This window comes from Paenibacillus xylanexedens (assembly GCF_001908275.1).
Classification (GTDB): Bacteria; Bacillota; Bacilli; order Paenibacillales; family Paenibacillaceae; genus Paenibacillus; species Paenibacillus xylanexedens_A.
In genome coordinates, this window is record NZ_CP018620.1 from 5,760,073 (window position 1) to 5,785,571 (window position 25,499).

General features: G+C 46.9%; 8 protein-coding genes. 2 read left to right on the forward strand and 6 right to left on the reverse strand.

The window, feature by feature from the left end:
• Positions 1-25: 25 nt before the first annotated feature.
• The 5 genes from BS614_RS25250 to BS614_RS25270 all read right to left on the reverse strand — a co-directional run bounded on the left by BS614_RS25250 (position 26) and on the right by BS614_RS25270 (position 22,875).
• Entirely contained in the window at positions 26-1,177 is a 1,152-nt protein-coding gene (locus BS614_RS25250) for an acyl-CoA dehydrogenase family protein (RefSeq protein ID WP_074095947.1), read from the reverse strand.
• The gene (locus BS614_RS25255) at positions 1,174-1,431 is read right to left on the reverse strand and encodes an acyl carrier protein (protein WP_036668520.1); all 258 of its coding nucleotides are present in this window, start codon (positions 1,429-1,431) and stop codon (positions 1,174-1,176) included. Before BS614_RS25255 ends, BS614_RS25250 begins: the two co-directional genes overlap by 4 nt.
• Positions 1,428-5,627: a beta-ketoacyl synthase N-terminal-like domain-containing protein gene (locus BS614_RS25260; RefSeq protein ID WP_074095948.1), complete on the reverse strand. Its 4,200-nt coding sequence runs from the start codon at positions 5,625-5,627 to the stop codon at positions 1,428-1,430. The genes BS614_RS25255 and BS614_RS25260 overlap by 4 nt, the downstream gene beginning before the upstream one ends.
• A complete protein-coding gene (locus BS614_RS25265) occupies positions 5,617-22,392 on the reverse strand; it encodes a hybrid non-ribosomal peptide synthetase/type I polyketide synthase (RefSeq protein WP_074095949.1) in 16,776 nt (5,591 codons plus the stop codon). Before BS614_RS25265 ends, BS614_RS25260 begins: the two co-directional genes overlap by 11 nt.
• A gap of 63 nt (positions 22,393-22,455) precedes the next feature.
• Positions 22,456-22,875 carry a DUF6790 family protein gene (locus BS614_RS25270; protein ID WP_017687147.1) on the reverse strand — a complete coding sequence of 140 codons (420 nt, stop codon included), beginning with the start codon at positions 22,873-22,875 and terminating at the stop codon, positions 22,456-22,458.
• A gap of 480 nt (positions 22,876-23,355) precedes the next feature.
• On the opposite strand from BS614_RS25270, the gene BS614_RS25275 reads away from it, so the two are divergent.
• The gene (locus BS614_RS25275) at positions 23,356-23,781 is read left to right on the forward strand and encodes an Rrf2 family transcriptional regulator (RefSeq protein ID WP_074095950.1); all 426 of its coding nucleotides are present in this window, start codon (positions 23,356-23,358) and stop codon (positions 23,779-23,781) included.
• A 110-nt stretch (positions 23,782-23,891) separates the two neighbouring features.
• Positions 23,892-24,749 carry an SDR family oxidoreductase gene (locus BS614_RS25280; RefSeq protein WP_074095951.1) on the forward strand — a complete coding sequence of 286 codons (858 nt, stop codon included), beginning with the start codon at positions 23,892-23,894 and terminating at the stop codon, positions 24,747-24,749.
• Positions 24,750-24,948: 199 nt separating this feature from the next.
• On the opposite strand, the gene BS614_RS25285 is transcribed toward BS614_RS25280, so the two are convergent.
• Positions 24,949-25,488 carry an RNA 2'-phosphotransferase gene (locus tag BS614_RS25285; protein ID WP_074095952.1) on the reverse strand — a complete coding sequence of 180 codons (540 nt, stop codon included), beginning with the start codon at positions 25,486-25,488 and terminating at the stop codon, positions 24,949-24,951.
• Positions 25,489-25,499: the final 11 nt, after the last annotated feature.

Below are 25,499 nucleotides of genomic sequence, written 5' to 3' on the forward strand. Positions count from 1 at the left end.
TGGCCGGGAAATAGCGCACAGAACGTCATACGCTACCGCCACGCTTGTAATAGACTTTTAATCCGTAATGCGAGATCATCTCCTGCTGCATCTGAGAAGAACCTTCAATAATCTCCAGAATTTTGGCTTCCTTATACAGCCTGGCAACAGGATATTGGTTACTAATTCCGTTCGCACCATGAACCTGTAGCGCATCACTTGCAACTTCAACAGCAACTTTGGACGTAAAATATTTGGCGATCGTTGTCTCCATGGCGGCCTGCGGGTCCTTGGCTTCTCTCAGCTCGGCTGCCCGTAAACATAATGCTCGTGCTGCATGGACTTTTGTCACCGCATCTCCAATCATGCCGCGAATCAGCTGAAAATGGCTCAGCTTCTGATCAAATTGCTTCCGCTTTCTTGAGTAAGTCACCATGGCATCCAGCGCTTCCTGCGCAATCGCCAGCCCTGCCCAGGCTATGCTATATCTCCCCTGGTCCAGCGCCCCGGTTACGATGTACTCAAAACCTTCATTCAGACGTCCAATAATGTGATTCTTTGGTACACGCACCTCATGGAGATCAATCTCAGCTATACCTGTCTCTCCCGCAACCATGACACCTTCAATAGGTTTGGTCTGTACACCCTCAAACTGGCGTTCGACCCAAAAAGCAGTGCTTCGTCCCTGATTCGAGGCAATAATGATAAATACATCTGCCAGATGTCCAAACGTAATCCACTTCTTTTTTCCATTCAAAACATAACAGTCCGATTCTTCTCTCCACTCGGTCTTTACACTTTTGGCATCTGAACCAACTTCCGGTTCAGTCAGGCCAAAGGCAGCAATCCATTCTCCCTTCACCAACTTGGGTAGCCAGGACGATTTTTGCTCAGGCGTTCCGAAACGTACCAAAGTTTCACTTACAAGTGAAGTATGTACCGTTAACAAGCTGCGAACGGCTGGAAGAGCCTTGCCAAATACTTCAGTCAACAGCCCGTACGCCTTAGGACCGAGACCCATTCCGCCATATTCAGCCGGGATCGAGGCAGCCAAGTAACCTTTTTCAGCCATGGCACGGATCAATGTTCTGGGAATGGCTTGCTGCTCTTGAATCTGTCGAGCATAAGGACGAATTTCACGGGCAGCAAACAATTCAGCTTCATGAATGATCTCTTGCTCTACATCCACTTCAATCATTCGGCAACCCCCTCTTGAAGAAGAGATTCATTGAGATAGGCGGCGAACTCGGCAATTGTTTTGTATTCAAACAACGCAACCGGACTGATGTCAACTTGAAGATGCTTACGCGCACGATTAATGATCTTGAGCGCCTGCACAGATGAGACACCAATTTTCAAAAAATTCATCTCTTCATCGATGTCCTCTGGCTCCTGATTCAACGCTGCAGCAATCTCGCTTTTGAGAAAAAGCTCAATTTCTTCTTTTGTCATATCATGACCTCCGTTCCCTGATTCACATCTATCCAATGTACATACGGCTCGAATGGGTGTGCTGGCAGATGTACAATCTGGCCAGAGCCATTCGGATGTAACTGTTCCCAATCCAGCGCAGCACCACGTACATAAAGCTGTCCCAGCAATACAGCAAGCTGATCCTCCATGGTAAGTGTCGGCTCGGCAGACAGGCGGATGAAGCTCTCCTTGCCACTGTATTCAATCTGTTGCACTGTCTGATCTGCAGCAATCATAATTACAATGTCGGCGTTTGCCATCTTGCCAGGTGTGTCTTGCAGACTCTCTAACGTCACTCTGTTGTTCACTGGAATGGATTGGCTTGCATGAGCGTTGTGATATTCCTCGCCATCCAGATGTAAACGGGATACAAGCTCCTCTCCTGAAGCTATTCCTCGAATCTCTTGAATGGAAGGGACCAGACGTACAAGTGTCTCAAGCAAGGTCACCCAGTAGTTCAAGGTAGATACCGTATCTTCATTAGAAACGTCTGGCCTGATTACTTGGCGTGCTTCCGCTTCATCTTCTCCGCGAATCTCCTGCCCCCCAACCACAATATTGACACGAGCAGCTCGGTTTCTAGGCTTGAAGCCAAATTCCATCACTTCGATGTTCCACTCTCCGGTGGAGCTGACAGCTACTGCTGCACGATACCGATAATGTTTTCTATATCTGTTCCGGGTAAAACAAAGATCCTCTGGTGCCAGGTCCGCATGTTTCTTCACATATTGCTCCGTGTTATCAATCAGCTTTTTTAAAGCCTGCTCTGATTTCGCAGAGAACGTTAACAATTGGCCTCGTGCCGGGGCTTCTGCACGGACAGGGGCTTTCCATTCTTCCAGCACAATGTGGGCATTCGTACCTCCCAGGCCAAACGAACTAATGCCTGCCTTCCGTGTTTTTCCTTCAGGCACATCCCATGGTCTACGCTCGCTAACGATATGGAACGGCGATTGCTCCAGTCGGAGGGCTGGATTCGGATTATCCATATGCAGACTTGGTGCCAGTTCCCCATGCTGCATACTGAGCAGAACCTTGGCAAGACTGGCTCCACTGGAGGCTGCAAATAAATGACCAATATTGGTTTTGACTGAACCTAATCCAATTGAATTGTCGCTTGTATATCCCTTTTCCCGGAATAGTCGGAGCAAGGCATTCACCTCAATTGGATCTCCAATCCTTGTCCCCGATCCATGTGCTTCAATATAAGAAATCTCGCTCGGGTTTAGGTTGGCATCGCGATAAGCGGCACGGAGTACCTGATATTGCCCCTGAGGGTTGGGTGCCATAATGCCCAGGGAATATCCGTCGTTATTCACCGCTGTCCCGCGAATCACACCATAAATATGCTTATTGTTGCGAACTGCCTCTGTTAGCGGCTCCAGATATACAACAACAGCACCTTCCCCCAGGACTGAACCATCTGCTTCCCGGTCAAATACCTTCGTATGTTGAGTGGAAGAACAGATTCCAGCATTGCGTGATAGTTGATGAACATGCGGTGTAGCCAAAATGTTCGCTCCACCTACAACTGCCCCAGAGATACGCTTGTCCTGAATGGCCGCCACAGCTTGTGTCAGTGCTACCAGAAAGGAAGAACATGCCGTATCTATGGACAGTGCCGGTCCTGTGAAATTGTACATGTGTGAAATGGAGGCTGCTGCAATATTGGACATATTGCCTACCATAGCGTGAGAATGAACAGCCTTTCCAAGACTCCGGTTCATATAATCAACAACCAGATCGAAGTAAGTGCTTGGATTAATCCCTACGTACACACCCACATCACGCTTATCCTCATGGTCCACGAGCATACCCGCATCCTCCAGCGCCTCATGAGCAACTTCCAGCAGTTTGCGATGCTGCGGATCCATAAATGCAGCTTGTTCAGACGGGATTTCAAAGAACTCATGATCAAACGTATCCGGTTGCTTCAGTTCCCCAATCCAGTCATCCCAATCGGGTTGCTTGGAACGTGTTGCACGCTCTAGGCTAACCCGGTCAACACTATCTAACCCGTTAACCAGATTGCTCCAGAACTGCTCTTGGGTGTCGGCATCAGGCAGACGCAGAGACAGTCCGGTAATAGCAATAGCACGATGTACATTCAGGTGATTATCTGTGGTTTCAGCTTGTTCAAAGTCCTTCGTTTCTGCTGGAAGTTCCTGCAGATATTCCACCATCTCACGTACTGTACTGCAAAAAACAAGTAGTTCTTGTCCTAATTCACGTCCCATATGTGCAGACAGCTTGTCAAGTAATTGATAGGAGAGGATGGAATTGCCTCCAAGTGCGAGAAAAGAAGTATCCATCTCAATCTTTCCTGCGGGCAATTGAAGAATTTCGGCCCAGGCTTTACGTACGGTATATTCCAAAGACGATGTGGAAACCGTCTCGTGTCCTTGCTGTTGTGTGTTTTTGCGAATCAGCTCTTCAATGGCCTCGATGTCCTTGGTAAATACTCCACGCTCATAATCGTTTCTCAGCATGAAGCGCTGGACCTTGCCACTCGTCGTTTTGGGGATGACCTTGATTGGGAGAACATGAGTGATCTCAATACCCAATCCAGCCCTCATACGTTGGATCAGATCCTGTCGTACCTCCAGAAACTGTGGAGCGCTCGATTTGTATTTAACAAATACAAGCAGCTCCTCTACTTGTTTGAGGCTGTTAAAGTGCCCGACTACCGTCAAATTCCCTCTCGGAATGCTGCTATTCTGGTACAAAATTTCTTCAAGATCATGCGCATAATGGTTCTGTCCCCGAATAAACACAATGTCCTTGATTCGTCCGCTTACAACCAGGGAACCATCAGCCATATAACCCAAGTCTCCAGTGCGAAGCCACCCATCCACATACATTTCACGATTGATCTCGGGAAGACTGTAATATCCGGAGGTTACCGATTCCCCACGAATCTGGATTTCGCCAACAACCCGCTCATCCAGCACTTCACCCTGTTCATCCGCAATCCGGATTTGAATCCCTGTCATGGGATATCCTTCATGGACAAATTCGATCACATCCGAAGTATGGCTATCACTGCTAGGCAGCTGGACTGGCACAGCCAGTCCTTCCTGCACCAGCCGCGAACGCGAAATACGTTCAATTCGCGGCTCTTCACCCAGTCTGGAGGTACATACACCTACTGTCGCTTCTGCCATGCCATACGCAGGAAACATCATATTGGAACGATAGCCACAAGAACTGAATTTTTTGACAAATCGCTCGATAACAGACGTTGATATAGGCTCTGCACCATTCAAGGTCATACGCAGTGAAGACAGATCCAGCGTTGAGAGCTTGGAATCCGGGATCTTCTGAACCATCCATTCGAAACCGAAATTGGTACAGCAAAACCATTTTCCCTGATGCTCCGTAATCTTGCGCAAGAACAGATAAGGCGACCGTACGAAGGTATAAGGTGACATCACCATGATGTTGGCTCCACTCAGGACGGGTGTCAGGTGCTGTCCAAATATCCCCATATCATGCGTATGCGGCAACCAGGTAAACACATTATCTCCTTCTTCAGCTCCAAGAAAAGTCTTGCATGCAATACTGTTGGCGATAATATTGTGATTTGTTAACTGCACACCTTTGGGAATTCCCGTGCTTCCTGATGAGAATTGCAGGAACACAATGTCATCAGGAGAGGTTGGGCATAGATCAGCCATCTGCTGGCCTGCTTGAAGCTGGTTCACGCTAATCAACATAAGACCTTTGAATACCGGACTTTCCGCAAGCTGCTTATACTTGGGCATGTAGGCTTCCTCGACGATAACGACCGGACGGCCGAGTACCTCCCACACTTTCGTGAATTTCTCCAGACCGGCCGAGCCTGGTTCCCAGGCAGCCGGAGGACTAACCGGGGCGACAATAATGCCCCCCAGCATACAAGCCCAAAAGGTACGGTAAAATTCCTGTGATTGGTCAATTTCCAAAATAACGACCTGTCCTTGTTGAATGCCTTGCTCCTGAAGAGACTGCAGGTACTTGCGCGCCTGCATCAGTAATTCAGGATATGATTCAAACTGCTCATCACCTGAAGAACTGATATAGGTCATTCCCTTTTCTGGATGAATATCTGCAATGTAGATTAGCATCTCAGCCACTGTTGAATAATGTTCTGGCACAATCAGCTCGGGTCCTCGCTGTATGGATTTACTGGACATGTTGCACCTCCATTGCCTCATTGTGAACTACCACTTTCACATCGCTACCAAGCTTGTCATCAATCAGCTGTTTCATACGTTTGATGTCCAGACCAGTCTGACAGGTCAGATGTACGTACAGACACTCTTCGTCGTAGCGAATAATCCATTCGAATTGGGCGAGTCCCGAATTCGAATCTTGGTCATCCGACGACTGAGACGACATTGGGATCGCTTCGCTGCTGGAGCTGAAGCCTTGATAATTAAACAGAATTATCTGACGCGGCTCCTGTTCTGCTTGCCTGTAGGCAGTTCCCAATTGTTCCTGTATGCCATCATATTGTGCCGAGAGGGAAGAATCATGTGTAAGTGCCATAAAGTTAATGCTGTGTTGCTTCGTAAATTCCAGACGTTCCAACAGATCTTCCTGTGTGAATTCACTGTCTACCAGCACTGGAATCAGATCTAGGAATTCTCCCACATAATCATAGTAGGATTCTTCACCATACTCCCTTCCGTAATGCACCAGGGCTATTGGCAATTGGCTTATGTTCAGATAAGCCGCAATGATGTTGGCAAAAGTTTCAAAGCATGTCCACCAAACATCTGCAGGCTCCTTCCCTGCAAGGGACAACTCGACAGTCATCGCTGAAGGCAACAATGTTTCTGTTTCCTTCAACTTGTTCATGACGATGGCGTTACATCTATTCCATGCCTGAAGCGAAAATTGTTTCTTCATTTCATCTTCTGATACCCCTAAAGGGCCATGAGACAGAAAATTTACATAATCCTCATAATTTCGTACTTGGTACAGAAGATCACTCTCGATCTCTATACCTTGCGGTCTATATAATGCCTTCGACTCAAGTTGCTGCTTGATGATCTGGGCACTCATACCATCAAACGCAAGGTGATCAAAACTCCAAATCAGCTTATGCTCCGTGGCTCCTGTACGCAAAATACACAGACGCCAAGGTAGTTCCTTCAACGTATACGTTTTGTGTAACAGAGACTGAACCAGTTTGTACTCCAACTGCTCAATCGTAGTCGAAGCATAATGACGAATATCAAGATACGGGATAAGCTGTTGCAGCATGTCCGCCGCTAACGATATATCACATGGATGCCAATACAATTGTTCTTCCTCATATATCATGCTGTGCAGCAACTGATGCCGGGATATAACCCCAAGAATCAGGTGTTTTACAGCTTGTTCATTCAATTCGCCTTCCAGCGTTGTTGTAAATCCGCTTGCTCGTGAAGTCGTAGAAGCATGTGCTTGTTGAATTGGAGATAGTGGGAATTGACCCATAGGGGGCATGCCCGCCATAAAAGATGAAACCTGATTGCAGCTGTTTAAGACATGCAGGACCAGGCTGTCCAGTTGTTTCTCATGAAGTGTTATGTCCTGTGGTATGACTATCGGGGACTGAATATGCAGGCTATCTTCGGACCAAACTGACGCCGGAGGATTAATATCTACCAATTTGGCAAGTCCTCTAACTGTCGGATATTGGAATAATTCGTTCACATTGATGGCAATTCCTTCTTTTGCCAAAATTTGAGTGAATGCAATCGCTTTGAGCGAATGCCCCCCATTTTGAAAGAAGTGATCTTCCACACCAATGCCTGGATTACCCAGGATCTGTCGCATGGCGGCAAGAATGACACGCTCTGTTTTTGTCCGAGGTGAACTCATCTCCAGAGACCTCTGCTGCTCTTCAACCAAATGCTCGGACAATGCCCTTCGGTCCACTTTGCCATTGGCATTAATCGGAAGATGATCCATTCGAATAATTCGTGCAGGCACCATGTACTCTGGCAGCTGCTGGTGAAGTTCTCTTCGAATATACTCAGCATCTGCTCCAGTATCGGTTGTATAAAAAGCGGCAATGTATAGACTTCCTGATGGTTCTGTAGCTGTCATGACAAAGGCATCACGAACTCCCGAAAGACGCTCCACGCAGTTGCCTATCTCCGATAACTCAATGCGGAAACCTCTAATTTTGACCTGGAAATCCGAACGTTCAATAAAAATCAGACTGCCGTCAGCCAGACGTTTGACGATGTCACCTGTCCGATACATTCGTTCTCCCTTGCGGAAGGGATCATCAAGAAAGTGTTTTCGGGTAAGATCCTCACGGTTAAGATATCCAATACCCACCGCATCCCCACTGATATACAGTTCCCCTGGAACGTTGGGTGGCACAGGCTTCAGCTCATCATCCAGAACATACAAAGCTGTGTTAGACAGGGGGGAACCTATGGGCAGTGAGCCAGTATAAGGCTCTGTTTGCTGTAATAAGTGGTAGGAGGCAAAAAAGGTTGCTTCCGTTGGCCCATATCCATTTAACAGCCTGCCCGGCCCCACGCATGCAAGCGCTTTGTTGGCATGACTCACCGATGCAGCTTCACCACCAAACATCACTATACGCACATTCTTCAAGCAATCAGCATCCCAATCCACCAGCATATTAAACAAGGATGTCGGAATATAAAATACTGAAATCCGTTGCTGTCGGATGACATCCGCCAAACGAGCCATATCCAAAATGGTCTCTTTTGAGATTAATACAAGAGTAGCGCCATTTATTAATGAAGCAAAAATATCGAAAATAGAACCGTCAAACGCATAGTTAGAAATTTGCAGGATACGATCCTCTGGCACGACGGTGACAAAATTACTATTTTTCATGACTTTGGTCACATTGCGATGACTCATCACAGTCCCTTTTGGGGTTCCTGTTGACCCTGATGTATAAATGATATAAGCCGGGTCAAGAGCAGTCTTGTTCATATGTTCAACGGGCTCCTGCATGTCTCCTGAATCAAATGCTGCCAGTTCATCTGCCGGCACGATACAAGGAACTACAGATTGCCATGTCGAGGCATACGCCGTTTCAGTCAATAACACAGCCGCATCGCAATCTTGCAAAATAAATTCAATTCTCGATGGCGGCGAAGCCGGGTCGATCGGGACATAACTGCAACCCACTTGGAGTGTAGCAAGAATACTGATCATCTGGTTCGGTCCACGGTCCAGAATGAGAGCAATACTGGAGCCTGATTTCACCCCTTGTCCAAGCAATCTGAACGCCAGCCACTGAACACGTTCATACAGATCCGCATAGCTCCATTCACCGTCTTCCCAGACCAATGCTGTCTTCTGTGCATCCACATGAACTTGTTCCTCGAACAATTGGGAAATGGTCGCATCTCGCGGATACTGGGCGGCATTATCGTTGACTCCATACAGCAGCCATTCCTCTTCCTCCGGTGTAGTGAGCTTAATCTGACCAATTCGTTCATTATCCCCTGTTATGATCTGAGACAGGATATACCGGAATTTATCCAGCATCCGTTCCATGGACTCCGCTTTAAACAAATCTGAGCGATAGTCAAGTTCAACCGTGTAACATTGTTTATGCTCGACCAGTGTCCAAGTCAGATCAAATTTGGCATCCACCTTACCTTCGACCCATGGTTCAAGCATCAGTTCCCCGGCTTCAGGATCATCGGTTCCCATATTAATGTAATTTAGCACCACATCAAATAGGGGGTTGCGGCTTAAATCACCGAATAGACCAAGTTGTTCCACCAGTGCTTCATAAGGATAATGCTGATGCTCATAACAGGATAACAGCTTGCCACGCATCTCATTCAAATACGTCTCTGTGGACCATTCTCTGTCCATGCTGGTGCGAATGGCAAGCATGTTCACGAACATACCCATAACGTTATTGAGTTCTGGCTTCTCGCGCCCCGCAACCGCTGTACCTACGACCAAGTCGTCTTGACCCGTATACTTCCAGATTAATAGATTCAAAGTTGCCATGAACAACATATAGGGTGTAAGCCCTTGTTGAGTACAGAAGTCATTGACCTGTGTGCTTAACGACTCACCCAGTTCAATGGAACGTCTGTCTCCGCTGTAGGATGACGCGCCATGTCTCGGGAAGTCTGTTAGCAATTCAACCGGGGCAGGCATGTCCTCGAATTCCCGTATCCAAAACTCGGCGTCTTCAACAGATTGTCCATGTGACGCAACTTCATCACGCCATTCCGCATAATCCTTATACTGGATGTCAAGAGATTGCAATGTTTCTCCTCTGTACATGCGTGCAAAATCCTGCATCAGGATCGCAATGGAACTCTGATCCGAAATGATATGATGCATATCGATGAATAAGATGTGTTCCTCTTGAGAAAGGCGAATGAGCTTAACACGAACCAATGGTGCGCTGGTCAGATCAAAAGGCTTGATCCATTCCATGACCTGCTCTAACCCTGCCGTTTCTAATTCCAGCAACTCCACCACGCTTGGAACCTGATCCTCGACAACCTGGAAAAGCTCACCGTCAATCATTTCAAACCTGGTACGGAATGCTTCATGTCTCTCTACCAGTGCATCCATTATTACTCTGAATTGGGTAGGGTCAAGTTTTCCCCTTACCATATAAGAGGTGGCGAGATTGTACGCCGTACTCTCACCTTTCATCCACTCATGCACCACATACATTCTTCGCTGTGCAGAAGTGGTCTTGTATTTCTCTTTCTTAGTTACAGGCAAGATTGGGTCCACTGAATCAGAGTCACTTGTAGCCTGATGTTCAGCAATCCATTGAACCATGTGTTCAAATACAGAATGATCAAAAACCTCTTCCAGCCCCAAATTCAGTCCAAACATTTCTTTAATCCTCGACGCCAAGGAAATCGCTTTTAAAGAATGACCTCCAAGCTCAAAGAAATCATCTTCAAGGCCGACTGCTCCATTACCAAGCAACTCCTGCCACAATTGCGATAATACATGCCTTATCTCATCATCAGTCCGTTGAACCCTGACTTTCCCGGATGGAGATTGGTCTAATGCTGCGATAGAACCCGCTGCAACCTGCGACATACCTGCAAGCTGATACAACGCAACATCATGTTGATGAACAATGGGGTCAAAGGAATACGTCGGCAGCGAGATTTTCTGCCTACGCCCCGTTCCGTTTAACTGTTCCCAATCCAACTCCATGCCAGAGCACCAGCAAAAAGCAAGTACTTTCATTAAATACACGTCTGCCTCAAGCAAGCTCTGACGATCTCCAGTAAGAGCTATGATGTTTGGCTCTGAAAATGAATCCGGGGCTATTTGTTCTGTATCCTGCTGCTGATTCGAAACGATCCACAGCGCATGCCCAGCAGATTCAGAAAGCGTCTTGCGATTTAACAGTGTAAACAGGAAATTTGGAGATAACAGTGGTGCAATACTCGACGCATGGTCTGTTACAGTTGCATCTGTCATCCTTCCTGTCAAAGCATCTGACAATGCTCCTTCTTCTAGTGACCAATGCTCCAGATTGTATAAAAGCCCCACGGCATGTACTGGATCAAGTGCATCACTAATAACCAACCCCACCAGTTCGCCAACGCCTTGTCCACAGACAGCATCCGGCTTGATACCAAGCTGCATCACGGTTTTATAAAGAGCATATTGCACAACAAAGCATTGCATGCGCTCAAGCCTTGAATCAGTTAACGATCGCCCTATGCCTTGGCGAATGGCATACTGTTCCTTGGACTCAAAGAGGTTCAGTATCTCTTCAAAGTGCTGTTTGAATATCTCTGAGACCTGGCTGCGATACACAGAAGCATATAGTTCCCGAATCTTGCGCGCTTCCCAACTTGCATTTCCGCTGAGGTAAAACATGACCTTAGGCTTCCCATTCATCACACTTGCCTGTGTCTCGAACTCTACAGACTGCTCGCTTGGCGGAATATAACCGTCTACAACGATTAGTGCTTTACGATGAATGAATCTGCTTCTTCCCTTCTGTAGCGTCCACGCAGCATTGGGCAACTGCTCCGGCAATGCATGCATCGCCTGTAGAACCGAATCGTACGTGCGTTCCAGCGCAGATTCACTTTTGGCCGAGAAGGGCAGCAGAAGCAATAACTCATAATTGGCTTGGCTCTCTTGAACAGGAGGCTGCTCCAGAATGACGTGAGCATTGGTCCCCCCGATCCCAAACGAACTGACACCTGCTCGCAGGATGCGCTTCGCGTCTTCTAATGGCTGTGGCTCCCTGTTGATATAGAAGGGACTATGCTCCAGCTCCAACATCGGATTCGTCCGATTCATGTGAATCTGTGGCGGAACCACCCGGTGATAAAGCGTCAGTACGGTTTTAATAAAACCGGCGACACCTGCTGCCGCATCAAGATGCCCAATATTGGCTTTCACAGAACCTAGAGCACAATAATTTCTACGATCTGTTCCCCATGACTGCCTGAGCGCTTCAATTTCAATCGGGTCCCCCAGTTTGGTTCCTGTTCCATGCGCCTCCAGATAGGAGATCTCTTTTGGAGACACTCCCGAACGATGCAGGGCTGATTGAATAACCTTGACCTGCCCGGCCACACTCGGTGCCGTATATCCAATTTTGTCCATGCCATCATTATTAATCGCTGAACCTTTAATGACTGCATAGATATGATCTCCATCTCTCTGAGCATCGCGGAGTGACTTGAGCACAACCATTCCGCATCCATTACCAGACACCGTACCAGATGCCTGCTCATCAAACGGTCTGCAATGACCATCTTTTGAATAAATCATGCCTTCATGCCAGTGATAACCTTCTTTGAGCGGATAGGAGATAGAAACACCTCCCGCAAGTGCCACATCACACTCCCCCCGAATCAGCGATTCAGCAGCTTGATGGATAGCGACCAAAGAAGTCGAACATGCGGTCTGTACGGCCATACTCGGCCCTCTCAGATTTAATTTGTGAGATACCCGAGTTGTAATATAGTCCTTTTCATTTAAAGTCATGGCTTCAAAAGCCTGTAGCAAATTACCGGAACGACCGAGAAATTGCACCATCCATGGTAAGCTTAGTCCACTTCCCGCAAACAATCCTATAGATCCCTCATAACTGTAAGGATCACACCCGGCATGCTCAAGCGCCTCCCATGAGCACTGATGCAGCAGCCGTATTTGCGGATCCATCATGTTGGATTCCTGATGCGGATATTCGAAAAATCCGGAGTCAAAATACTCAGTATCTTGCAGTACACCTTTGGCCCGTACATAATCAGGATGTTTGAAGTCTTCCGGTCGTACACCCGCAGCGGTTAGATCCTCCTCATTCAGACGGGTGATACCATCCTTACCTGCCATTAGGTTATTCCAGAACTCATCAATATTTCTTGAGCCGGGAAAATGCCCTGCCATGCCAATGACTGCGATATCCGACGAAGAAGGAATTCTGCTACTGTGTTCTGAAGCAAACGGGATACTCTGTTCCGGTCTGCTCTGCTCCACTTTGCTGTGTTCAACTGTGCTCATTACATACTCTTTTGGAGCTGTTGTCGGGTCAGGGTTCGTAACAGGATATCCAGCCGAAGCGATATGTCCGCTCTCCTCTTGTACCTGTTGTGTAACTGTCGGCAGCATCTGCTCAGCCACCAGATGATTGACCAGTGATGCAATAGAGGAATGCTCAAACAATTGCACCAGCGGAACGCTTTTATCCAGATAGGCATTCAGGCGATTATTGATCAGAATAAGCCCCAGCGAGTTGCCTCCGATGTCAAAAAAGTGATCATGGATATTAACCGTATCCAGATTCAACATTTCCTTCCACGCTGCAATGAGCATCTGCTCCAGATCAACCTTTGCCCGCTCGATTCCTTGAATGGATGAGCCATAAACCAGAGCCGGATTAGCTTTCTCTCCCGTTTCAAAATCAGCCAGACGAAGGGCATTGCGATTCAGTTTGCCATTAGGCAGCACAGGCAGATTTTCCAGACGAATCAAGCGAGAAGGCATCATGTAGTGTGGAAGCCGCTGCTTTAACCAAGTCCGAAGCTGTACGTCTTCATCTTCCATAACGGAAGGCCCAAACCCAGGCTTCAGACTGTAGAAAAGGATTAATTGCAATGAATGTGGCTCGGCCCCTTCTACCTTAACGACAGCCTCCTTTACACGTTCATGGCTCATCGCCGCCTGCTCAATCTCGTTCAGTTCAATCCGGTAGCCTCGAATCTTCACCTGCTGATCCAACCGTCCCATTAACTCAACATCCCCATCCGGCAGTATACGGGCCAGATCGCCAGTTCGGTATAAACGGCCTCCCAAAACATTGGGGTTTGCAATGAATCGGGCATCGGTCTCAGCTGCATTGTGCAGATAACCGCGGGATAATCCTTTTCCTGCAATGCACAGCTCTCCATAGCTGCCAGGTGGCAGTATTTCACCTTCATCATTCAGAATATAAATCTCTGTATTGGTAATGGGCTTGCCAATGGTAATCGCAGTTGTGTCATTCAATTCTTTGGTCGTTGACCAGATCGTAGTTTCCGTTGGTCCATACATGTTAAAGATTCGAGCAGGCGTAAGCCGCTTCAGATCGGTGAGGAGTCCCACAGGGACATTTTCCCCTCCGGTAAGAACACACCGCAGATTGCCCAGCGCCTGAGCGAATTCCGGGTTTTCTACAAATGCCTTAATGCGTGAGACCGTGCTAAGAATGTGCGTAATACCATGTTCACGTATTCGACGTGAAGCAAGAGCCGGGTCAAGCTGCTCCTGCTCATTGGCCAGATACAGCGAATATCCGGTGCATAATGGTGTCCACACTTCAAATCCGAAAATATCAAAAGATATGGTCGTTACACTGATGATGCGATCTGTCTCATGTGCAAAAATATGTCGGTGCCTGATGTCCTCAACAAAATTGACCATCGCCTCATGAGTAATCATGACCCCTTTGGGACGCCCCGTTGATCCTGAGGTAAAAATCACACAGGACAGGTCCGAAGACAGGAAGCTTATGTCCGGGTTAACGGATGAACGCACATCCTGGGCAGTTGGATCATACACAAATCGCTCTCCGCTAAAAGTCACTGTTTCTTCTTCATCAGGCGTACACAGCAGTACGTTCATCCGGCTGTCTTCGATCATATTCACGATGCGCTGCGACGGAAAAGCAGGGTCCAGAGGCACATAAGCCGCCCCAGCTTTCAGCACTGCCAATAGCATAATGATCAATGATTCATCTCGTCTGGATAATATGCCCACAGGTTCATCCCGGCGCACACCTTGATCAATCAGCTTCCAAGCCAGCGTATTAGCTTTTTCATTAAGCTCCCTGTAGGTAAAAGAGGCTCCGGATGATACAAGGAGAGCTTTCTTGTCTGGTGTGTGTTCTGCCTGCAGCTCGAACAGCCGATGCAGACCCACCGCAGGAGTGTAATCCAGACGTGGACCAGCAAGACGATGGACTGGGTGCTCATGAGAAATGTTTCTCTCAAACAGTTCGCTCACAGACAGGTCAGGCTGTTTTACAACCTCTTGGCAGAGTCCGATAAACTCCTGCATCATACCTTCAACTGTGTCCCGGCGGAACAGATCCAGCGAGTATTCGATATATCCTTCAATCACCTGCTTCTCCCTGTTTTCTTGACAGGTCATTAACAGATCATAAGTAGACGTACCCGTCTCCACCGGAAAAGAACTGAATTGCAAACCATGAAGTTCAAGTCCATGCAAATCCATGTTCTGATAATCAAAACAAACATCAAATACCGGATTTCGGTTCAACTCACGTGTCACGCCCAGTTGTCCCACAAGCTCATTAAACGGATATTCCTGATACGCAAAAGCATCCAGTGTATGTTGTTTAAGTTCGCGTAAAAAATCAGTGTACGTACGATCAAACGTTGGAAAATTCCTCATCGCAATCATATTGACAAACATGCCAACCGTCTCTTTCCACTCTTCTTGCATCCTTCCTGCAACAGGCGTTCCTACCACAATGTCCTGCTGACCTGAGCGGTGTGCAAGAAGAAGATTCCACACACTTAGCATTACCATATACATGGATGCTTCCGATGAGGAAGCCAGCTCGTGCAAGTCTTGTGTTAACGAACGATTCAACGTGAAATGAAGACGTCCCCCTTGCATGGATCGCTGTGATGGACGCTCCTGGTCAAGTGGAAGTTCCAGCACAGGTAAAGAAGGGCCAAGATGGTCCAGCCAGTACGTTTGATGTGAAATGTATTCCTGTGAAGCGAGACGCTGCTGCTGCCATACCGCGTAATCTTTGTACTGCAATCGGACTGCTTGCTCTTTGCCAAAATATAAATCATTGAAGTCACGAGTGATGATTTCGACAGATGTACCATCCGCGATAATATGGTGAATATCAAAGAATAGCAGGTGCTTGCGCTCGCCTATCTTAATCAGTTCAACCCGCATAAGCGGAGCACTCCCCAGATCAAAAGGACGAATCAATGTCTCGATCATCGCAGGCAACTCTTGGTCATCTGCCACATGTTGCTCTGCATAACCCATACTTAAGCGAACCGAAGGTTGGATGATCTGAACGATCTGACCACCCCGTATCTCAAACGATGTTCTGAGCGCCTCATGATGCTGCATCAACTTCTGCAAAGCAGCCTCAACTCTTATACGGTCCAATTCACCTTCAATAATGGTTGCAGACGGTAGGTTGTAGGCCGTATTGCCTGGATCAAGCATCGCTTGTGTGAACATACGCATCTGTGCAGAAGAGATTGGATACGCATCCATAGTGGGTGCAGATTGAATGGTCTGTTGGTCCACTTTTGGTTTCGCCATGACATAGAGATGCTCCGCCAGTTGAATAGGCGTTGAATGATTGAAAATATCTGCTACCTCAGGCTGAATTCCTAAATGAGATCGGATCCATGCAGACAAGCTGACTGCTTTGAGAGAATCTCCTCCAACCGCAAAGAAATTAACCTCTTCATCTAGATCATCGATGCCAAAAATCGTTCGATATGCGTCCAGGACAATCTGTTTCAGTTGGTCTGAACCACCAGTATAAACTGTCCCTTTTACTAGAGTAGAGCCACTTCCCTTACCCAGATCTGCATGCTGCCTATCATCCCCGGTACCCATTCCTTTCACTGCTGATGAGCCAGAAAGAGAAACACCGACAGGATAGGATTGTTTGTTGAAAACATAAGTAGGCAGAGAGCATTTCCGTCGTACCGTCTGCCCTTTGAGCACCTTCCAGTCCGGTTCAATGCCTTCGCACCATAACTCCGCAAGTCTGCGGTTCACATAGATACTGTCCTGCTCCGTCTCCCTTACGTGACGTAGCATATTCAGTACCGTCTGGGAATCTCTTGATAGACTGTGCTGTCTGGCAAAGGAGCTTAGCGTTCGTCCTGCACCTACTTCAATTAATACAGCCCGTTCATCCTTTAACACTTCAGCCAGGTTTGATTCAAACAACACCGGCTGTAAAATATGGCGGGACCAATAGTCAGGTTGTGTGATTTCATCGCCAAGCGCCCATGTTCCACTGGTGTTGGACAGTAATGGGATCTGTGGGTTATGAAGTGAATGCTCTGCTAAATAACGTCTAAATTCCTCGGCGGCCTGATTCATCATTGGCGTATGGAATGCATGGGAAGTCTTCACACGAATGCACTTCCAGCCCAGTCCCTCAGCCTTGGCTTCCATCCGTGAAATGGCTTCAGCTGTCCCACCAATTACACTGGAACCTGTAGTATTCACCAGAGCAAGCCACACGTCTTCATCCAGTTGTGACTTCACCTGCTGTGCATCCGCCATAATGGCAAGCATAACCCCGGGTTGTTGTTGCTGCATCAGACGTCCGCGAAGTCGAACTAACTTGACAGCATCTCCGAGTTCGAATACACCCGCTACCGCTGCAGCAGCCAATTCACCAATGCTGTGCCCGATCATGCCATCTGGCTTGATGCCCAGATCCAGCAGCGACTTGGCCAGCGCATAACTTGTCATGAACAGTGCGAATTGGCTGTACTCTGTCTGGTTTATTCGCTCAGGCTGCTGATCCCCGTATACAACGGACAACATATCTTCTCGTTCTTCCGCAGGCAGAAGGTCCAATATTTCCTGAATATAACTTCTGAAGATTGGAGCTAGGCCTGCTTGCTCTGTAGATCTGTATAGTTCTGCACCCATTCCCTGATACTGACTGCCCTGTCCGGGGAACATAAAGTATACGGGACGAGTGCCTTGAGCCGAATGGTATACGCGTGCTTTCCCCAGCTGCTGTATCAGCTTGTCCGGATTATCCTTCCATGTCTTATCCAGAATGAGTGCCTTACGATACGCAAAAACAGATCTACCTGATTGCAAGGTCCACGCTGCGTTGGATACAGATTGATCCGGCTGCTGAGTCAGATGTTCCATAATCCGTTCAGCGGTGCGGTTCAGCGAGTACTCTGTTTTGGCGGAAAAAAGCAATATATTTACGTCATCATCTGGACTACACTTCTCCATCTCGGGAGCCTCCTCCAATACCATGTGAGCATTCGTGCCCCCCACACCAAATGAATTGATTCCTGCGCGCATGACTCCAACATTGCCCTGTTTCCAGTTCACCCCTTGTGCATTAACTTTAAAAGGCGTATTCAAAAAATCAATTTTGGGATTAGGCTGCTCATAATTCGCTGTTCCAGGGATATAGCCTTGTCCAAGACTGAGCGCTACCTTGATTAAACCAACCACACCTGCGGCTGTATCCATATGTCCCACATTGCCTTTGACCGAACCCAAATAGCAAAATTGCTTTTGGTCGGAAGCAAAGGCCCGAGTTAACGAGTTTACTTCAATTGGATCACCAAGCAACGTTCCCGTACCATGTGCTTCGATATAACTCACCGTTTCCGGGTCTACTCCAGCTACCTTATAAGCATCCTGAATGACTTCAGCCTGTCCGCTTACGCTAGGAGCAAGAAAACTGAGTTTCTCTTGTCCGTCATTGTTAATTGCTGAGCCTTTGATGACCCCGTAGATATGATCTCCGTCCCGCAGTGCATCGGTTACCCGCTTCAGCACCACAATTCCCATACCATTGGAGAAGACGGTTCCACTGGCTGCCGCATCAAATGGACGACAGTGTCCATCTGTGGAGAACATCATGCCATCCTCAAATATGTAACCCCCTTCATTGGGCAACTCCACGGTGATCCCACCAGCCACAGCCACATCACATTCTCCAACGATCAAAGATTGACATGCCAGATGAGGTGTAACCAATGAAGTAGAACATCCCGTAAGAGCGGTATAGGCCGGCCCTTTTAAGTTCAGCTTATAAGCCATTCGGGTAGCGAGAAAATGATTGGTGCTGAGGGTAAATGCTTCGTATTTACTGCTATAGTTAGCATCGTTAAAAAGCACTTGACGGTACCATTCGAAGTCATCGGACCCGCCAAGGAACACACCCACCTTACCCGCTTCATCCGGTCTGCAGCCTGCATCCTCCAGCGCTTCCCATATTCCCTGATACAAAAGTCTGAATTGGGGAGACATCATTTTGGCTTCACCGGGAGTATAGTCAAAGAACCCTGCGTCAAACTCATCGATGCCGTTGGCACGTCCTTTTGCCTTGACATAACGAGGTGAACGCAGCAGTGCTTCCTCCACACCAAGCTCCCTCAATTCATCATCACTATAAAAGTGAATGCTTTCCCGCCGTTCAACAAGGTTACTCCAGAACTCCCTTATATCCTCAGCGCCCGGCACATTCACCGCCATGCCCACAATTGCAATGTCCTCACGCATAATGCCGTCTTTTCGTTGAAACAATTGTTCCCTTTCAGTCGGTATCCGAACTCCCTCATCTTTTGGTCCCAGCGCGGCAAATTGACGCAATGTCGGGCATTCGAAAAAACGAGGAACAGGGAACTCCACATCGGTATAATGCTTAAGTTTATTGTGAGCCTGAATGACAGAAAATGAATTTCCGCCCAATTCAAAGAAATGGTCATCGCGCCCTACTCTCTCAACACCGAGCACTTCGGCCCACACTTCGGCTATAACCTTCTCAAGCTCAGAAGACGGGGCGGTATAGAACGTACTGGAAGCGTGAGTATGCGTGATATCTGCCATGAGTGCCTTCCGGTCAATCTTCCCACTGCTATTCAATGGAAATTCGGATTTATGTACAAAAACGGATGGTATCATATATGCCGGTAACAAACGAGACAGGTGCTCTCTCAATTCGACAGAAGACAGCTCCTGCTCTGAAAGATAGTAGGCATACAGTAAGCCGGACCTACCTTCAAATGATTTCATGACTACCACGGTCTGGATGACACCCGGATAGGATGACAGGGTATTCTCAATTTCGCCTGTCTCCAGTCTGGCTCCTTGAATTTTAACCTGAAAATCAATGCGTCCCAGATATTCGATCGTACCGCTTGGGAGTGAACGTACCAGATCACCTGTGCGGTACATGTACCTGAAATGCTCTGCGTCCTGTCCTTCTTGATAGAAAGGATTAGGGACAAACTTCTCTCGGGTCATCTGTTCCAGATTCAGATATCCACGTGCAAGCCCAACACCGCTAAGACAAAGCTCCCCTGGAATACCTAAAGGCTGAAGCTCATCATGATTTCCGACGACATACCATCTGGACTCATTGAGCGGGTAGCCAATCGGTACATTTCCCAAGCCTTCGTAATGGCTTAATGGATAATGAGAAACCCATATGGTGCATTCGGTTGGACCATATACATTTTCAAGACTTGCTCTAATGCCTAACCTGTTAAATTTCTCAATGATGTCTGGCGTAACTGCCTCTCCGCCAACAAACATCCATTTCAGCGTTTCCAATGCTGACAGATCGGAGCGAAGCTCCATCGTTTCCAGAAAAAGACGGAATAACGTTGGAACAAAGTTGATGTGCGTCACCTTATGTGATGCCACCGTAGACACAATACGAGCAGGGTCTTTTTCTGCTCCAGGCTCAAGAATACTTAGTGCGCCTTCACCCATGAACCAGCCGAAAAGTTCCGTGGCCGAAACATCAAAGGTATATGCCGTTTTCAGCAAGTAAACATCCTGCGCCTGCATTGGAAAACGACGCTCCAGATCAAGCAGTGTATTGACTACGCTATGATTTTCAACCATGACTCCTTTTGGCTTGCCTGTTGATCCGGACGTGTACATGATATAGGCAAGGCTATGCGGATTCAGCGCCTCTTCGAGGTTTGAGACATCCCCCGTATAGGCCTGATCTCCCTCAACGTAGATGTACTGGACATCCAGAGTCTCGTCATCTTTTTCGGGTTGCATAGCCAGCACTATGGATATGTCTGCATCCGATATAATATAGGCCTTTCTGGACAAAGGATAGGAAGGGTCTACAGGCACAAAAGCACATCCGGCTTTTAATACAGCCAATAGGGCAATGACCATATCCGAGGAACGTGGCATCTGCACGCCAACTGCTGCGTTATCACTTTTTTTACTCGCAACGATCTGCCTAGCCAATTGATTCGCTTTTGCGTTGACCTGCGCATAGGTCTGATGCTGCTTGCCTTCCATTAGAGCTACCCGCTCCGGGAAACGTGCTGCTTTATCGTGAAATATATCCATAATATGTTGTGGAGTGTAGGGAAAATAAGAAGTTTGATTGAATTGATACAGTAGGTTTTCTTTCTCATCCTGCATCAGGAGGCTGAACTCACTGATTTTTTGATCAGAATTGGTTACTAGTTGATTCAGCAAGTATAGAAATCGTTGGCCCATTCGCTCCATTGAATCTTCACGGAACAAGCTCGGTTTATATTGCAGCTTCAACTGAGCACCTTGCGGTAAACGACTCAATACCACCATCAGATCTCCTGGAAACGTAACCTTATCCTGATCCAGAATACGAGTTCCTAGCATATCTTCCTCATAGGAATCATAAACAAAGGAGATATCAAACAACGATGGTGATCCGGGTTGAGCCTGTAACATACTGTCTCTGACAATGAGGTTATTGGGATATCCGATGTTCCTGTACGTATCCATCCAGGTTGTGGCTACTTGTTGCAGCAGAGGTTTTAGAGTTGATTCGAGGTCAATATGGAATCGCATAGGCAGCATATGGACAAAACATCCAATCGTTTCTTCCAAGTCCATACCGGGACGATGAGAATATGGGGAGGCAAAGGTGATATCGTCTGTACCGACATATTTACTCATAAGAATGCCAAAGGCACCCATAAAGAACATAAAAACGGTTACTTCATTATCTTTGGACATCTGTGTAATATCAGCCATTAACGATTCCGAAATATCAAATCGCAGTTCATGACCAATTCCTTCTTGTACAGAACCTGCTGGAAAGTCATGTTTTAGAGAAAGAGGTTCCGCTCCCTTCATTTTGTTCAACCAGTATTCCCGCTCTTTGGAGTACTTGTTTTCGTGCAGTTTCTTGTTCTCTGCCTCAACATAAGAGATGAATCCTTCATCCATCTTGATCTCCACAGGCTGATCTTCAAGAAGACACGTATAAGACTGGATAAGTTTGTTTTTCATCAGTTCAAGCGACATGCCATCACATATTAAATGATGAATACATAAGGTCAGAATATATCGGCTTTTATCCATCTGAACAATCATTATACGGAACAGAGGACCCTTCTCCAGCTCAAAAGGTGTCCCGATGCATTCATCCACCAGCGCTTCTAACTGCTGTTCCTTTGGATTCTCCTGATTCTCGCTACTTAGGTCCCACAAGGCAAGTGAGTAATCCATATCTTCATGAACGGATAACACGGGTACATCATTTTGAATCTCAATCCGAGTACGCAGCACCACTTGCTCATACATAAGCAATTCGATGGCCTGGCGAAATATCTCCATTTGAAGATGATTAAATTGTATTGAAGCTGAGATGTTATACGAAGTGGGATCATTCACCTGACAATCAAAATAGATTCCCTTTTGTGTTTCGGAAAGTTCAACGGTTTTTTGTACCATCACGACCACACCTCATCGTTTAATTGAGATTCAAGCTGTGTAAGGCAAAAAATCAGTTACAGCTTAGTGCATTACCCAGATTCCACCAGCCAATACGGAGAGAACCGTGATAAACGTTTGATACACCACATCCATAATGAGATTCCCGATACTGTCTCCATCTGCCTTGCGATTTTTAATCATGACATAAGTATGTGACCAAAGACCACTTAATCCGTATATGTACATCGTTACCAATACACCAACCCAAAAGTTCCCTTGGAACCAGATGGCCATAATCCCCATAACTCCAAGCCCTACCTGGGAAAAACCGTATTTAACCTGAAATGGTCCACCAGGCCATCCTAACATTTTGGCTGTCTGATCCGCTCTGGCAATGTTGACAACATAACCAATCACTCCAACCAATCCAAACGTAACCACAAACTGATGAAGCAGTAACACTCTGCTAATCTCGCTCATTTCCCCGGGAAAACCTAACACATATAGGTGTACTCCCCCTGAAATTAGACCTAACAACCATAGAACCAAAAACCACATGCCTGTCCCACTCCCGCCGTTTGTTATTTGGAATCATTTGTAACTAAATGTACAATCTTGTAGTTAAACACATTATATAATCGCTTTTACATTTGTCAATTCATACATAATTTTCTATTTTGTCGAAGCTTTTGTCATTTTTCTTCTTCTGTACGCAAACAAGAAAACCATATAGTTCCATTTAACTTGAAAATAATAGGAATTTAGCCCTATTATTACATTAAAAGGTTTGAAACCTACTTCTTTTTTAACGCTTCAAAAGAACCACAACTCATTTATTTGACATAGGTGATAGTTCAATTATCATCTGTTTGATTATCTACGATTCCAGAACAACAGCAACTATCCATTAAAATATAATATAAAGGAATTGACATCCGATCTCTTTGTAACTATTATAGTTACAACGGTGGTGATTATCCCATGAGACAAATCAGCAGTCGCTTTTCCATTGCGGTTCATACCCTGTCCCTGATCGCTGTTATGCCCAATGAATGCACCGGAGATATTATCGCTCAGAGTGTGAATACAAATCCCGTGATTATTCGGCGGATTATGTCCAAGCTGAAACAGGCTGGTCTGATTGATGTCAGACCCGGTGTGGGTGGTGCTTCCTTGTTGAAAGATCCAGCCGACATTACCCTTCTTGATGTATATCGAGCGCTTGAGGTCGTGGAGGATGGGGAATTGTTTAACTTTCACAAACATCCGAATCCGAAATGTCCGGTCGGCAACATGATTGAACACACCTTGCGTGCCGAACTTATTGAGGCTCAGACAGCCATGGAACAGCGCTTGAACCGTGTAACCATACAGCAGATGATGGATCAGATTCATGTCTCTGAATAAAAAAGCTCATTATGAGCTTTTTTTAACCCTTTCGTTGTAATCACAACTGTTATAACATTTTTGATTACAACCATATGCAAACAAAACACATATCCTAGGAGGAAAAGAAAATGAAAATTTTGGTTACTGGCGCAACAGGTCAATTGGGTTCACTGGTTGTAGAGGCATTGTTAAAAAACAATTCTGCCAAGGATGTGGCAGTAAGTGTACGTAATCCAGAGAAAGCGGAAGCACTCCGCACTCAAGGGGTTGACGTGCGTCACGGTGATTTCGATCAACCGGAGACGTTGGAGAAAGCTTTTGCCGGTGTAGACCGTCTGTTGCTCATCTCGACTGATGGTGACAATGAAACGCGTATTCGCCAACATCAGGCTGCCATTGACGCTGCCAAGAACGCAGGCGTGGGTTTCATCGCTTATACAAGCGTTGTGAATGCAGAGAAAAATACCCTTTCCCTGGCGGAAGTTCACCGCGCTACAGAAAAAGCTATTCGTGAATCCGGCATTCCGTATTCCTTCCTGCGCAACAACTGGTACCTGGAAAATGAAGCAGGCAGTGTGCAAGCAGCTACGCAAGGCGCACCTTGGGTTCATGCCACCAATGACAGCCAAGTAGGCTGGGCTACCCGCAGTGACTATGCCCATGCTGCAGCAGCTGTACTCGCAAGCGAAGGACACGAGAATACCGTATATGAATTGTCCGGCAAACTACGCACGCAAGCTGAACTGGCTGCCATTGTTGGTGAAGTGCTTGGGCAGGAAATCAACGTGCAAAACGTGGACGATGCCGCTTACGCTGACATCATGAAAGGCGCAGGTCTACCGGACTTTGTCGTATCGATGCTTGTTGATATGCAAGGTGCCATCCGTGAAGGCGCATTGGCTGTAGAGAGTGATACTTTAGAGAAATTGCTTGGCCGTCCGGCTCAGCCACTTAGCGAAGGAATTAAAGCAATTGTAGGCAAGTAAGTTTTGGATATGAGAAAGGGACACACCAACAAATGTTGGATGTGTCCCTTTTTTGGTTTGGTGTAGCTAACGATCAATACAACGATATACCCGTTGAACGGATGACCGTAAACTCACCCATTAATTGGGACTGCTGCGATTGAGATTGGTATTTATGCTGTCCACAACAGTTCATCACTCATTGCTCACCAGTCACTGCTCACTGCTCAAGAATATAACGTGCAGGAATGTGATCGGCCAGCCAGATATTTTCGTTTCCATGATAAAAGAGGATTCCATCTGTCGCCGCTTGAGCAGCATTGATTCTCAAAATGACAGGCTGATCATCTCGTCTTCGTCCCACCTGATTGGCCGTATCGATATCTGCGGACAGATGTACATATTGCCTTTGCCGCGGCTGTAAGCCATGTTCCATAATAGAATGCACTGCGCGTGCCGGGGTCCCATGGTACAGGGTTTCCGGTGGCTCAGCAGATATCTTTGATATCTTATGGGGTGTCGAATGTCCATACAATGCCCGGATGCGGCCGGAATTGATCTCATGTCTCTTTTTCTCCGAGGCTTGAATCATCTGCTCCAGATCGGCTTGCGTGACTTCCTTCCACTGCGGACTTTCATGTAAAGCCACCAGCAATTGCGAGATTTCCACCCAACCCTCTTCATCCAGTTCCAACTCATACTCCCATGGTGCATGTCGCAGAGCGTATGAGAGTTCTTTGCTTAATTTCATCAGATCCAATGCAATCATCT